This is a genomic window from Roseivirga sp. BDSF3-8, assembly GCF_041449215.1.
Lineage (GTDB): Bacteria > Bacteroidota > Bacteroidia > Cytophagales > Cyclobacteriaceae > JBGNFV01.
Map to the genome: position 1 here is coordinate 1,950,452 of NZ_JBGNFV010000001.1, position 14,057 is coordinate 1,964,508.

General features: G+C 45.1%; 16 protein-coding genes. 10 read left to right on the forward strand and 6 right to left on the reverse strand.

Going from position 1 to position 14,057, the window contains the following annotated elements:
• Positions 1-18: 18 nt before the first annotated feature.
• A complete protein-coding gene (locus AB9P05_RS07865; protein ID WP_371908271.1) occupies positions 19-450 on the reverse strand; it encodes a hypothetical protein in 432 nt (143 codons plus the stop codon).
• A 301-nt stretch (positions 451-751) separates the two neighbouring features.
• Here AB9P05_RS07865 and AB9P05_RS07870 point away from each other — a divergent pair, with 301 nt between their 5' ends.
• Positions 752-1,762 (forward strand): DUF697 domain-containing protein, encoded by a 1,011-nt coding sequence (locus AB9P05_RS07870; protein ID WP_371908272.1) that lies wholly within the window; start codon positions 752-754, stop codon positions 1,760-1,762.
• A gap of 49 nt (positions 1,763-1,811) precedes the next feature.
• Here the strand turns inward: AB9P05_RS07870 and AB9P05_RS07875 are convergent, their stop codons facing one another.
• Both AB9P05_RS07875 and AB9P05_RS07880 read right to left on the reverse strand, forming a co-directional pair.
• Positions 1,812-2,369, reverse strand: coding sequence for a Dps family protein (locus AB9P05_RS07875; protein ID WP_371908273.1), 558 nt, complete (start codon positions 2,367-2,369; stop codon positions 1,812-1,814).
• Positions 2,370-2,456: 87 nt separating this feature from the next.
• On the reverse strand, positions 2,457-2,693 hold the full coding sequence (locus AB9P05_RS07880) for a hypothetical protein (RefSeq protein ID WP_371908274.1): 237 nt from the start codon (positions 2,691-2,693) through the stop codon (positions 2,457-2,459).
• A 183-nt stretch (positions 2,694-2,876) separates the two neighbouring features.
• Between AB9P05_RS07880 and AB9P05_RS07885 the strand changes: the two genes are divergently transcribed.
• On the forward strand, positions 2,877-3,143 hold the full coding sequence (locus tag AB9P05_RS07885; protein ID WP_371908275.1) for a hypothetical protein: 267 nt from the start codon (positions 2,877-2,879) through the stop codon (positions 3,141-3,143).
• An 11-nt stretch (positions 3,144-3,154) separates the two neighbouring features.
• Here the strand turns inward: AB9P05_RS07885 and AB9P05_RS07890 are convergent, their stop codons facing one another.
• Entirely contained in the window at positions 3,155-4,939 is a 1,785-nt protein-coding gene (locus AB9P05_RS07890) for an ABC transporter ATP-binding protein (RefSeq protein WP_371908276.1), read from the reverse strand.
• Positions 4,940-5,264: 325 nt separating this feature from the next.
• On the opposite strand from AB9P05_RS07890, the gene AB9P05_RS07895 reads away from it, so the two are divergent.
• From AB9P05_RS07895 to coaE, 8 genes are all read left to right on the forward strand, one after another.
• Positions 5,265-6,368, forward strand: coding sequence for a Glu/Leu/Phe/Val dehydrogenase dimerization domain-containing protein (locus AB9P05_RS07895; RefSeq protein ID WP_371908277.1), 1,104 nt, complete (start codon positions 5,265-5,267; stop codon positions 6,366-6,368).
• Between the two features lie 88 nt (positions 6,369-6,456).
• A complete protein-coding gene (gene nusB / locus AB9P05_RS07900) occupies positions 6,457-7,653 on the forward strand; it encodes a transcription antitermination factor NusB (protein ID WP_371908278.1) in 1,197 nt (398 codons plus the stop codon).
• Between the two features lie 10 nt (positions 7,654-7,663).
• On the forward strand, positions 7,664-7,963 hold the full coding sequence (locus AB9P05_RS07905; RefSeq protein WP_371908279.1) for a YtxH domain-containing protein: 300 nt from the start codon (positions 7,664-7,666) through the stop codon (positions 7,961-7,963).
• Positions 7,964-7,999: 36 nt separating this feature from the next.
• On the forward strand, positions 8,000-9,001 hold the full coding sequence (locus AB9P05_RS07910) for an isocitrate/isopropylmalate dehydrogenase family protein (RefSeq protein WP_371908280.1): 1,002 nt from the start codon (positions 8,000-8,002) through the stop codon (positions 8,999-9,001).
• Positions 9,002-9,060: 59 nt separating this feature from the next.
• Positions 9,061-9,600 (forward strand): DUF1573 domain-containing protein, encoded by a 540-nt coding sequence (locus AB9P05_RS07915; protein ID WP_371908281.1) that lies wholly within the window; start codon positions 9,061-9,063, stop codon positions 9,598-9,600.
• 38 nt (positions 9,601-9,638) lie between these two features.
• Positions 9,639-9,956, forward strand: coding sequence for a preprotein translocase subunit YajC (gene yajC / locus AB9P05_RS07920; RefSeq protein WP_371908282.1), 318 nt, complete (start codon positions 9,639-9,641; stop codon positions 9,954-9,956).
• Between the two features lie 9 nt (positions 9,957-9,965).
• Positions 9,966-10,955: a hypothetical protein gene (locus AB9P05_RS07925; RefSeq protein ID WP_371908283.1), complete on the forward strand. Its 990-nt coding sequence runs from the start codon at positions 9,966-9,968 to the stop codon at positions 10,953-10,955.
• Positions 10,942-11,562 (forward strand): dephospho-CoA kinase, encoded by a 621-nt coding sequence (gene coaE, locus AB9P05_RS07930; RefSeq protein ID WP_371908284.1) that lies wholly within the window; start codon positions 10,942-10,944, stop codon positions 11,560-11,562. The genes AB9P05_RS07925 and coaE overlap by 14 nt, the downstream gene beginning before the upstream one ends.
• 6 nt (positions 11,563-11,568) lie before the next feature.
• Here the strand turns inward: coaE and AB9P05_RS07935 are convergent, their stop codons facing one another.
• Together AB9P05_RS07935 and AB9P05_RS07940 are read right to left on the reverse strand one after the other, a co-directional pair.
• A complete protein-coding gene (locus tag AB9P05_RS07935; RefSeq protein WP_371908285.1) occupies positions 11,569-12,276 on the reverse strand; it encodes an SDR family oxidoreductase in 708 nt (235 codons plus the stop codon).
• 20 nt (positions 12,277-12,296) lie between these two features.
• Positions 12,297-14,030, reverse strand: a complete 1,734-nt coding sequence (locus AB9P05_RS07940; RefSeq protein ID WP_371908286.1) for a M14 family metallopeptidase — start codon at positions 14,028-14,030, stop codon at positions 12,297-12,299.
• Between the last annotated feature and the right edge of the window lie 27 nt (positions 14,031-14,057).

Sequence of the window (14,057 nt, forward strand, 5' to 3'; positions counted from 1 at the left end):
TGCAGAGGTAATAATTCCTTATACGATTGCTGCATCTCTTTCCATGAACCACTTTTTGGCACTTTCCACCGAGTCAAACATTTGGGTGTGTATCTCGGCATTTGTGTTGCCACTTTCTATAGCAGTGGTGTAGCTTTTTACAGTCATCTCACCAAAAGCACTTTTAGGCACGATAAAGGCCATTGTATCCATGCCTTTAGCGGCAGCCCTGGGGTTCCAGTTGTTATCCAGCCAGTCAAGGTCTTCTTTGGATAATGCTCCAAGACCACGGCTATCGGCCAGCCATAGCAGGTTATCATGATTTTTTCTTTTCACCTCCCACTGATTGAGCGCTTCATCAGCCATTTTTCTGAAAGCTTCACTTTTTACAAAGCCTTCTACCGAAAGGTGAATGCACGGCGTCTCAGCGTCGTAATAAACATTAATGTTTTTGTCAGAATAAATTTTCATACTACACTAGTTGAATGATTTTAATCATTGCAAGTAACACCCATCAGAATTACTTTTTGGTTCAACTGTCTTCTAATACTATTCAGGGTATGATATTTTTTGACTAAATAAAATACTATTAGACCAACGCTCTATCTTCTAGAAAGATAGAAACCGTAAGCTGAACTATTTGAAGAAAAACTACGTGTAATTTTAGGGAGTAATCTAAAAGATTTTCATACTGAGTTGTAAGCAGAAAAAATAAACCTATACCGGTTAGGAGGCTGGGAAAAGCCTCAACTACAACCATATAAGAAGTAGCATGAAAAAGACCATTTTTACTTTCGTCAGGTACCTTACGCTCTTATTCCTTGTGGTATTTCTGATATTTGTATTCAATCAGTTAAGTCAATTATATCTCATAGCCAGAGATGTGGGGCCGGTTTTTGCGATAGTAGTGGTTACTGCAGCAGCGCTACTTATACTCGGACTTTTTCTGGTACCAGTCTATTTATATTTTACCCTTCCTTCTGCGTTAGTGCCTCCTGATACGGAAGAGGAGTTTGATGGGTACCGTATGCAGCTTTTTCAACGACTAAAACGAAATAAGCACCTGAAGGAGCAGGGGTATCAGCTTACGGATATTACTCAGCTTGAGGAGGCGCTGTCTATCCTGGATGCCCGAGCCCGGGAAATTATAGATCAGACTGCCAAAAGTGTATTTGTTACCACGGCCATCTCACAGAATGGCAAGCTGGATGCACTGACGGTATTTGCGACACAGACCAAAATGGTTTATCAGATAGCGAGGCTATACTATCAAAGGCCTTCTCTTAAAGATCTGTTACATTTATATGGGAATGTAGGGGCTGCGAGTCTTTTTGCAGTGAGTATAGAAGAGATGGATATAACGGAACAAATAGAGCCGGTAATAAGGAGCATGGTGAAAAATACTGCAGGCAGGTCCATCCCTTTCGTAGGTTCTATCACTCACATTATTACAGACTCCCTTATGGAGGGAACTGTGAATGCTTTTCTGACGCTAAGGGTAGGGGTGATCACGAGCCGGTTCTGTGGGGCGGTTCATACGCTTACTCCTGCTCAGGCCCGCAGGTCTGCCTTTTCTGAAGCCTCAGGCATGTTACGAAAATTGGTGCTTTCTGTATCAGGTTCAGTAATCAATGCCATTATGACATCGGCCAAACGCGCAGGTGCGCAGACCTTTCAGTCTGGTGTGGATGCGGTAAGTAGGGTGACGACGCAAGCTAAATCAGGTCTTGTAAGAGCTGTGGAAGTACCAATGGGCTGGTTTAGTAAAACAACTAAAAAATAAAAAAGCCCGGCCAAGATTGGCCAGGCTTATGTATCAAAACAATTACGTTTTAGTCTTGCTCGAGTAGTCCGTTTGGTTTGGCTATCAGGCCAACAGAAACTGAGTCTTCACCCAGGAAGTGCTCGATATGGTGACAGCGGTCTTCTGTTTCGAACAGAATGCCCTCCAGTAATTTCTTCGTGGCATAATCTTCAAGTTCGAAGGCTATCTTAATGCTTTTGCGGAGCTCAATGGCGATGGTACGTTCGGCGTCCATGTCTCTGGTCAGCATATCGCGAATGCGGAATACCCCTTCTTCTTCATGTTCGATGTACGATAGCTTCACCATATTTGCGGGGTGACATGTAGGGGCAAAACCCATTACAGTCAATCGCTCAGCAATGGCATCATAGGCCTCGTGAATCTGATCGTAATTGTCTTCGAAAAATAAGTGAAGGTCACGAAACTGGGGTCCTTCCACCATCCAGTGATGTTTGTGATACTGCTGATATAACAGTAAGAAGGTTGATAAATGTCTGTCTAGCTCCTCAGCGATTTTAGTAGCAGTAGATTCGGATAATCCTACGGGATTACCTTCATACTCCTTATGTCCTCTAAGCTTGTCCATATTAATTCAAAAAATTTTATCCGTTTCAAAAAGATTACCTGTATTATTAAACAGGTGTTTAGCCTTAATGTTTATTAAAATTAAGGCTTATGCGTATACCGGAACGTCTTCTTTATGGGTGGGAACAGGCTCACCGGATGAGGGCCCGTCTTCGGGGAGGGTGATGCCGGGTGGCAAATCCAGAACAGGGTCAAAATCACCGAGAATACCGCCTTCGTCGTCCTCGCCGTCATGATTATTTCTTGTGGCCCGAATAATGTGTATGACAACCCACACTATGTCGGCAACGAAGATCAGAAACAGGACGATGTACGTAAAACTCATTTTGGATTATGGAGTATAAACCAAAAGATATATAATAGTGCTGAAAAAAGCACCCGCTTAGCTCTTTATATCTTTCTGAAAGGAAGAAAAATTACAAGCTTCTTACTTAAAACTATGACACTGATAAGCTTAGCCCCTACTTTATCATTCGGCACATTGCTGGGCCTGACTATTTTTTTTCTTATGGGAGCATTTTATGGGATAAAATCCACGGATGTGTCGGGCAGCAGATTACTTTGGTTATCGCTGGCTGGTAACCTTATGTCCTTTACTATTTTCGGGGTTGTATTTACGGTGATCTGGTTGGTAGCTTTGTTGTCAGGCACTAATCTGACGATAACTGATTTTCACATTGCACTACCCGCCATGATAATTACGGGGGTGGCAGGCTTTTTTGCAGGGTATGTATTAGGTAAGTTGATCCGGCCTGATCACCGGGAGGTACACTAAACCGATGTCGGCTAGTCTATCAGGTCGGCTTGCATTTGTTTATCGTAAAGCTCGCGGTAGGCACCATTTGCTTCCAGCAGTTCAGCCTCAGTACCCTCTTCCACTATCACACCATCATCGAGCACAATGATCTTATCTGCGAGCTTGGCAGAGGATACTCTGTGAGAAATGATGATCGATGTACGCCCCTGCATAATTCGCTTCATGCTGTTGAGGATTGTATTTTCTGTTTTGGTATCTACTGCAGAGAGAGCATCATCAAGAATAAGCAGTCTTGGATCGCCTGCAATCGCTCTGGCGATGGAGAGGCGTTGCTTCTGGCCACCTGAAAGGGTAATACCCCTTTCTCCAATCCGGGTATCAAATCCTTTGGGGAAAGAGTCTATCTGACCATACAGGTCTGCATCTTTGGCTGCCTGGACTACCTGATCTCTGGTTAGTTCATCCACACCAAAGGCTATATTGTTTTCTATAGTGTCACTGAAAAGGAATACATCCTGAGGCACGTACCCTATCTGATGGCGCAGACTTTTGAGGCTAAAGGCGTGTATGGGGGTATCATCTATTTTAATGTGCCCTTCGGTGGTATCGTAAAGACGGCATATCAGGTTGGCTATGGTGCTTTTACCAGAACCGGTGGTTCCGATAATGGCTAATGACTTGCCCGGAGAAATATGGAAACTGACGTTTCGAAGGGCCACGATGCCTGAATCCGGATAAGTGAATGTTACCTCCTGAAATTTAATGTCGCCCTCAACTTGTGTATCAAGGTTTTCGGATGAAACAATGGGGTTAGGTGTATTCATGAACTCATTTATCCTCTTCTGGCTGGCGGCTGCTCGCTGTACAATTGAGGTCACCCACCCCACACTCGTAACGGGCCAGGTAAGTAGATTGACGTAGATGATGAACTCGGCAATATTGCCCACGCTAAGGCTTCCGTCGATGACTTCTGAGCCACCAATGAATACTGTAAGAATAACACTGAGGCCGATGAGGCTCATGATAAGGGGAAAAAACAGGGAGTCTACAAAAGTGAGACGCAGAGACTTATGTTTATACTCGTTGCTCTTTTTATCAAAATCTTCAGCGCTGTTATTTTCCCGGGTAAAAGCCTTAATGACACGTATGCCGCTAAAAGCTTCCTGCACGAAGGTGGATAAGCCGGAGAGGCTCCGCTGAATTTCTTCGGAACGCTTATTAATGATGTTGTTTACAAAATATATGGATACCGAGAGCAGCGGAAGGGGCACCAGTGACCAGAGGGTTAGCTTTGGGCTGATGAGATACATGTGTGGGATGATAAGCAGAAACAGGGTTACCAGGTTAAGCCCATACATGATGGCCGGCCCCAGGTACATACGGACACGGCTTACGTCTTCGGAGATTCTTGCCATGAGGTCTCCGGTATTATTTTTCCTGTAAAAGGATAGTGGCAGGGCCTGGTAGTGGGCGTATATCTCATTTTTGAGATCATACTCAATGTGCCGGGACATAACAATGAGGGTCTGCCGTACCAGAAAGAGAAAAACGCCACGCAATAAAGCTATACCAAAGATAATAAGTGCGTAAATTAGAATACTGGACTTGAACAGGTCGAGTATGTTATCCTGCAGCGGAAGGCTGCGGAAAGCATTATAAAGATCATAATTCTCACGGATCATGTCGAAAGAATACCTAACGATGAGTGCAGGAATGATCTGAAATATGTTTGATATAGTAACAAACAGAACTCCCAACAGGAGGAAATGCTTGTACTTGATAAAATACTTATTGAGGTAACTTAGCTCCTTCAACGCCTTCTAGTCTAATCTGATGTGCCGGCTTTAATAACGGCAGGTAATGCCAATAGGTTATACGGGGTGACAATAACGTCAATTCTAATGACTGAAGTCGCAAAGTTTTATATTATTTTGATCTGAAAATGTATAATAAAAGTAAATTCGGTCACCAAAAAATTAACAAAAGAATAACAAAGCGTTTATAAAATGTACGATCTACGCGGCTAATGAATGGATTATTTCTTTGAATTCAAGCCTGTTTTACCATATTATTGTGGCATTTAACTGTGTTCAAACCTTTGCATAAAGGTCATTCTCTTCTCCTAACAACATAAGCACCATGGTTGAATATAAAGAAACGACAATGGAACAAGAGACCTCTATTTTTACGGAAATAAATAAGCTCGGACATGAGCAGGTGGTCTTTTGTCATGATGAGGCCACTGGTCTCAAGGCCATTATAGCCGTTCACAACACCACCCTCGGACCCGCCCTGGGCGGCACCCGGATGTGGCATTATACGTCTGACGCCGATGCGATTACAGATGTATTACGGCTATCTAGGGGCATGACCTTTAAGGCAGCTGTATCAGGACTGAACCTGGGTGGCGGTAAGGCGGTCATCATCGGCGATGCCAAAACTCAGAAGTCAGAAGCTTTTCTTCGCCGCTTCGGAAAGTTTGTGGATAGCCTGAATGGTAAATACATCACGGCAGAGGACGTAAACATGAAAACCCGTGACATGGAGTATGTAGCCATGGAAACGAAGCATGTGACTGGCCTGCCTGAGTACCGCGGCGGCGGCGGGGACCCTTCACCTGTTACTGCTTATGGTACGTACGTGGGCATGAAGGCGGCTGCAAAGAAGGCTTATGGCAATGACAGCCTATCGGGTAAAAAGATCGGCGTCCAGGGTGTAGGCCAGGTTGGTGGCTACCTTGTTGAAAAACTGGCCCAGGAAGGGGCTGAGATATTCATTACCGACATAAACGAGGAACGCCTGGAACAGATCGGTAAAGAACATAATGCGCGTGTGGTAGGCATGGACGAGATCTATGACCTGGATCTGGACATTTATGCTCCCTGTGCTCTTGGCGCTACTCTTAATGACAATACGATTCCGCGCCTGAAATGCCAGGTAGTAGCCGGTGCGGCCAATAACCAGCTTAAAGATGAGCTGACGCACGGCCGCATGCTTATAGAAAGGGGCATAGTATATGCGCCGGATTTTGTGATTAACGCCGGAGGTCTTATCAATGTATATGCTGAGCACCTTGGTGCTTACAAGCGCGAACTTGCTTACCAGCAGGCGGAAAATATTTATTATACGACACTGGAAATCCTGGACAGGGCCCGCCATGATGGGGTTACTCCGCAAGAGGCAGCGATGAGCTACGCCCAAAAACGCATAGATGAAATAGGGAAGCTTAAACAAACCCTATAGAAAGAATGATAAATATAGGCCGGCACTTAAATGCCGGCCTTATTTTTTATAATTTTGCACACGTTCTTTCAGATCTTGAACTTGCCTAATGCTTAACAGACGATCGTTACGAATAAAGGCTATGCAGGCCATTTATTCCTTCAAACAAAGTGAGGCCTCTAATTTTGAGCTAGCCAAAGAGCTCATAGACGATACCTTTGCGCCCGACCTGAACTCGATGATTATTCAGGACAAGGCCAAGCTGCGTGAAAAAGCTACCCGTGCAAAGCAAATTTTCTCGAAAAACTTCTCGAGTGAGTCGGTAGATTTTGACAGCGAACAGGATGATGAGATTCGCAAAGCAGTCACTAACTCCATAAACTGGTACCGCAACCAGGTACGCAAGGACAGGGAGTTTCATAAGAAGAATATGGTGGCAGAAACTGAAGCGATATACGATATATACCTCCTGTTACTTTCACTAATTCCTGCTTTGGCTGAACAGGCCCATAAGCTGGAAGAGGGAAAAAAGAGCCGCCACCTTCAATCGAGCAGAGCGACTGCCGCAGCTAACCTAAACCTTTACCATAATAAGGTAGTAAATGCGCTGGAAGAGGATCCGGCCCTTAAACAGCTCCTTATTAAGAATAATATAGGATGGGCTGAGAACCGTGATGAGGTGCGGGTGTGGTATAAGGAAATTCTTCTAAAGGATGAAAAGTATCGCGAATACATCAAGCAGGATCACCCGAGCCTTGAAGAGGATAAAAAAATAGTAAACCACATTGTGAAAAACCTGGTTTTCAAATCTGAGCCCATAAGTAAATTTATGGAAGAGCAGGATTTGAGCTGGGAAGAGGACAGGGCTGCCCTGAAGAGCATGGTGGTGAAGACAATCAAGTCTGCTGAACCAGGTAAAGATGCTGAGGAAGGCAATCGACTCATTCTCATCAACCTAAGTAATAACTGGGAAGATGATAAGGAGTTCTATAAGGACTTGTACAGCCTTACGTTATCTAACGAAAGGGAGTATGAAGAGACGATCGCTGCTAAGGCAAAGAACTGGGACATAGACCGGATGGCCGCCACTGATCAGATCATACTTAAAATGGGCCTTTGCGAGATGCTGCAGTTTCACAGTATTCCCGTAAAAGTTACCATAAATGAATATATTGAGATCAGTAAAATGTACAGTACCCCCAAAAGCAAGCAGTTTATTAACGGCATTCTGGATGTACTGGCTCAGGAACTGTCGGATTCCGGTGCTATCCGGAAGAGCGGCAGAGGTTTAATTGATAACAAATAACTACACCGAAATGAATAAGACTACGAGCACCATACTAGGCGCTATTGCAGGTGCTGCTGCCGGAACGGTGATCGGCATTTTGTTTGCCCCTGATAAAGGAAGTAATACCCGCGACCGCCTTACTTACAGGCTGGCCCGCTACCGTGAGAGACTTGAGGACCTTCTTGAAGACCTCGTCGAAACGAAAAACCTGCCCGATTCTGCAGCAAAATCAGAAAGCCAGAAAGTAATCAGCGACGCTAAAGTAAAAGCTGAAAAGTTACTGGAAGACGTTGATGACCTTATCGGTCAGATCAGAGAGCAGAAATAAGCGTAATTTATATAAGTTCACAGGAGTTTTAGATTGATGAAGAAGGTTACCCTGATAGAAGGAGACGGTATAGGACCAGAAATAACCGCCTCAATAAAAACGATATTCAAAGAAGCAGGTGTGCCCGTTGAATGGGAAGAGGAGAATGCCGGCCAGACTGCGCTGAATGAAAAAGGCGAGCTCATCCCTGCCTCACTCGTTGAGAGCATCGAGCGCAATAAGGTTGCACTCAAAGGGCCGATTACCACCCCCGTAGGCCATGGTTTTAAGAGCGTAAATGTGCAGCTGAGGCAGATGTTTGACCTGTACCAAAACGTAAGGCCTTGTTCTACTACTCCCGGACTGGACAGCAAGTTCGACAATGTGAACCTGGTTCTTTTCCGTGAAAATACGGAAGGACTATATAGTGGCTTAGAGTTTTACGATGAAAGACTGGAGATAAGCGACAGTATAGCCCGTATTACCCGTAAAGGATGTGAGCGCATTGTACGTGCGGCCTTCCAGTACGCCCGTGATAATAAGCGTAGCAAGGTAACTGTGGTCCACAAGGCCAACATTCTGAAAAATGCGGGTCGTCTGTTCCTGGAGGCAGGCAAAAAAGTAAGTGGAGAGTTTCCTGACATCGCACTGGATGACAAGATCATCGACAATATGTGTATGCAGATGGTGCTTCGCCCAGAGCAATTTGAAGTAGTGGTAGCTACTAACCTATTCGGCGATATTCTGAGCGATCTTGGTGCCGGCCTGGTCGGTGGACTGGGTGTGGTATCGGGAGCGAACATCGGCGATGATATTGCTATATTTGAAGCCGTTCACGGAACTGCCCCTGACATAGCGGGTAAAAACCTCGCTAACCCTACTGCTCTTTTAAGATCTGCTATCATGATGCTGGATTACCTTGGAGAGAGGGATCATGCCACGAAAATCAATAATGCACTTATGGAAACTTTAAAAAATCCTAACCTGCGTACCGGAGATTTAGGCGGAAGTGCATCCACTAAAGAATTTACCCAAAATATCATTAAAAATTTCGCGTAAAATTTGATATTTTTGGCGGATTCTGTGTTATAGGATAGATCAAAAAATTATTGAGCATCATGAGAAAAAATCTTCTTAGAATTCTAGCTGTATCGATGCCCGTAATCATACTGACCAGCTGTGCGGACGCCGAACTTGAAAAGAGGGTTGCCGACCTGGAAGAGCGGGTAGCGAAAGTAGAAAACGGTGGAATGACAGCCACAAACGAAATGCCACCTGTGCAACAGGTAAGCAATATGGAAAAGGAGAAGCCTGAAGGCCCTCTTCCTGAAATCAAGTTTGCTGAAGAAAGCCATGACTTTGGTACTATTAACGAAGGCGACGTTGTGGAGCATACGTTTAGTTTTACTAATACTGGTGAAAAGCCCCTGGTAATCAGTAATGCGGCTGCATCTTGCGGTTGTACGGTGCCTTCATGGCCTAAAGACCCTATCGCCCCTGGTGAGACTGGCGAGATAACTGCTCGTTTCAACAGTACCGGTAAGCCTAACCAGCAGTCTAAAACTATTACCATTACTGCGAATACATATCCTGAAAAGAATGTGCTTCGTATTAAGGCGAATGTACTGCCTAAAACTAATGGCCCTGTTAGCCAGTAATGGTTATTCGATTACGACACGCTTTTAAATAAAATAGAATGTTTTTACAGGCAGCAGGCGGTGACGCCATGCAGACGTTGTTCCTTCTTGGTGGTATGGCGATCATATTTTACTTCTTTATGATCCGCCCACAGCAGAAGAAACAAAAAGATCAAAGGACTTTTGTAGACCAGATAAAAAAAGGTGATAGTGTAGTTACTATTGGTGGTATCCATGGTAAGGTATTCTCAGTAGACAATGAGACTATTACTATTGAAGTGGATCGTGGTTACAAAATGACTATTGAGAAAACGGCGGTTTCTTTTGAGAACAGCCGTAAAGCTTCTGAAAAGCCCGTAAAAAAAGAAAAGGACTAGGCTTACTTTGTGAACAGAGTAAAACGCATCCTAAATAATTTATCTGTCTCTTATACAAGACGTAACAGAGGCAGCACCAACTGGAAGGTAGTGGTATTATGCTTTATAGCAGCCACTACCTTTTGGCTTTTTAGTGCATTGAACGAAAGCCATACTGCACAGATAAGCTACCCTGTACAGTTTGAGCTGGCAGACAGCAATATAGTAGTGATGGAAGAACTCCCCCAACGGGTACCTATAAGTGTTACCGGTGGAGGGTGGAATTTGCTTAGACGCACCTTCTGGTTTGATATCCAGCCACTTGTGATTACTGTCACTAATCCTACTGAACAAAAATACCTCTTGGGAAGAAGCTTACTGGGCAGCTTCCGGGATCATATGGAAGAGGTGGAAGTAAACGCAGTGTTTCAGGACACCTTGTACCTGAATGTAGAAAGACGCATTAGAAAAAAGGTGCCGGTCATGGTAGACACTATGGCTATCTACATAAGGAAAAATTACCGCCGGAATACACCGGTAGTGCTCACTCCTGATTCGGTAGAATTTATCGGCCCACAGTCTGAGGTGGATTCTTTGCCTGATACCGTTTGGATTAGTGTTGAGCCAAAAGACATTGACCAGGATTTTTTCGAAGAATTTAATGTAGAGCCGGAAAACGCGCCTCACAGCCGTGTGGATCCGCCTTACATTACTATGAAGTTTGGCATTAAGAAACTGCAGGAGGTTAGCGGCCAGGTAACTATAGACCCGATATTCTTCCCGGATGACGGGCTGATGCTGAGTGACACGATTGCAGAGGTGACTATACTGGTTTATGAAGAACAGGTAAGTATGCTTAAGCCGGATAACCTTCAAATAGTAGCGGACTATCGCAAAATGAAACGCGACAGTACAATTCTGCCGGAAATAGTCTATGTACCCGATAAGGTTCTGGGTGTGATTATGGATAGTGTACGTATCAAAGTATTAAAACGTCCGGTGACAAATGACGAGCAATAAGGGTCCGTTAAAAGTAGGCCTCACAGGGGGTATAGGCGCGGGTAAGTCCGTAGTGGCAAAGGTATTTGCCGTATTGGGAGTACCAGTATATGAGGCAGATGACAGGGCAAAGTACCTGCTGACTCATGACACTGTACTAAAGCAGTCTGTAACAGACGCCTTTGGAAAGGACGCCTACCTTGAAAACGGGGAGCCTAACAGGCCTTATCTTGCCGAAAAGGTATTTGGTGATGAGGAGCGGCTGGCTGTTCTGAACGGACTGGTACATCCCAGGATAGGTGAGGATTTTGCCGAATGGCATATGGCTAATGAAGGCGCTCCTTATGTATTAAAAGTAGCTGCCCTGCTTTTTGAAAGCGGCTCTTACCACCAACTGGATAAGATTATTACCGTGAGTGCCAGTGAAAAGGAGCGGGTGGAACGTACCCTCATGCGTGACCAGCACCGCAGCCAGGCACAGATAAGAAGCATTATTGAAAGGCAGATGCCGGCCCAAGAGAAGGAGCTTCAGTCAAACTTTGTCATTAAAAATGACAAGGGGGATGCAGTGATCCCCCAGGTATTAGACTTACATAAAAAGCTGCTTACTCTTTCGGAAAAGAGGTAGTGAACGTTACTTCCACGGATTAGTGGCCCAGACGGCCAGCTCAGGAATAAATCCCCGATCGTCCATTTGAAGGGCTGATGTAATTGCGTGGGCAATCTCACGACTCCTTAGCTTATTGGCTTCCTCGTCACGCTCCTCTCTGTCTTTGTTTCCAAAAGCGGTTGTTACCTCGCTGGGGTTTATCAGCATAACACGAATATTGTGCTTACGCAGCTCTGCCTGCCAGCATTGGGTCATCCCCCTGAGTGCAAACTTGCTGCTGGCGTACACCGTACCTCTTTCAAAGCCTTTCGTGCCAGCGGTGGAGCCAATATTAATGATGCTTCCGTGCCCCTGCTTTTTGAAGATCTCTGCCGCTAGCTGACTCATCATAGCAACTCCCATAACGTTTACAGAATAAACGCTTAAAAAATCATCGGCTGTTACTTCAGAAAGCGGAGAAAAGCCTCCTCCAATACCAGCATTGTTTATCAGCACATCCAGCCCCCCCATGAGCTGGGTAGTTTGTTGGTATGTATGCTTTACCTCTTCAGGCTGCGACACATCGGCCACGACGTATTGGGCGCCGGTCTCCTCAGCAGCTTCTTTCAGACGATCTTCATTTCGGCCGGTAATAACTACTTTAGCACCGGCATCCACAAGCATTTTAGCTGTGGCTTTTCCAATACCAAGGCTTCCTCCTGTCAATAATACTTTAGCTTGTTTAAGATTCATGTCGTCTTCTGTTTTATATTCTAATTAACCCTGTAAATGGGGTAGCGCAAATAGGCCTTTTCAAAGTAAGGGGTGCGCTCAAAAATGAACTGAAGCTGGGCATAAGGGTTTTGGGCAAAGGCTTCATCTTCCTGTTGTTTTTGCTGCAGCGCTTTTCTCAACCCGGGGTCTTCAGCGAGGTAACGGGCTGCGAGGTCTTCGAAAACATAGGCACTAAAGCCTTCTTTTTGCTGAAGAATGGCATCGAAATAGTTCCAGTTAAAGAAAGAATCGCGTCCTGCAGGTTCAAGTACTTCCACCACATAGCGGTCGGTGTCTGTGCCGGTAGGTACAATCCAGCTACCAGCGGGGATGGATAGTCTTTTAACAGTCTTTTCTACTTGTGTATCGTAGTGAGAGTAGTGATTTTCATAAGGCCTCTGCATGGTCTTATAGTGGGCTATATGGTATAGCTCTACCTCTATAGTAGAGTCCTGGTCTAGCTGTGTCATCTCTACCTCATTTATTTTAAGCAGCTCGGCGACCTCATACCAGCCCGGAGGTATGATATAGGCTTGAGGTTTTTCCACTACATCTTTAGGCCGGTAGGTGTCATAGAAAGGTACTTTGGCTGTAAATGGCTTTTGCCGGTCGTAATATAACCGCTGAAGACCAGACACTTCACTCTCCTGCATTTCCCACTCATATCCTTTAAGGGTGATTTGGCGGTAGGCGGTGGTATCGTGCTCCCAGTTGAGGGGAAACTCTTCTTGTTTCCTGACCATTTCTCTGTCTTTTTCTCTATGAGAAAGTATAAGTTCACGATCTTTTGCCGCGGCCTGAAGCATGCTTTCCATGAGTGCATAGGTAGCCTCCACGCGACTGTGGTAGGGCTTGAGCATGTGAGTCTCGGCGGTAAAGCCAATGGATTGAAACAGGGTAGCGTATCCACTGCTATAGCGGGGCGAATCATAGAACTGGTTCCAGCCTTTCTCGGGTGTAGTCCCCCATACATTTACATAGGGCACCATTGGGAAGCCGGCTTTTTCCATATAGGCATAAAGGGAGGGCTCCAATTGAGATTGCAGGTAGCTGCCGAGGTTACCGCCGAGCTTATTGTGCTGGGTGGTGAGCAATGTCATCACATGCTGGTAATCTGCTCCATTACTGACATGATTATCCAGGAAAAGCTCAGGGTCAAGGTATTGAAAAATTTTGGCGAAGGTGCGGGCATTTTTACTATCTGCCTTTATAAAATCCCGGTTCAGATCCAGGTTACGGGCATTCCCTCTAAAACCTTTGGCTACGGGGCCATTTTGGTTAACCCGGGTATGCTCCATACGATTGAGCGCGCCTCCGATATTATATAGGGGAATAATCCCCAACAGCACTTTATCCAGTTCCTTTTGCTTTCGCTTATCTTTGAGCAGGTCTCTTATTAACATCATGCTGGCATCAATGCCATCTGGCTCACCAGGGTGTATGCCATTATTGACAAGCATAGTAATGTAGCCTTTCTCTTTCAGTTCAGACACATTAAACTCTCCTTCAGTCGAAAAAAGAACCAGATGAAGCGGTTTTCCACTATCGGTTTCTCCCATTTCCATTAATTTTACCTGGGAATGCTCTGCGGCCAGTGATTTATACCAGGCAATAACCTCTTGATAGGTCGCGGTTTCTGTTTTACCGCTTTTTTCGTAGGCAGTTTTCTGTGCTACAAGGGGAAAGGAGGCGAGGAGAGCACTCACCATGACAATAAGGTTCTTTTTCAGCATGGGTTAGATTCTGATTAAAAACCTTTA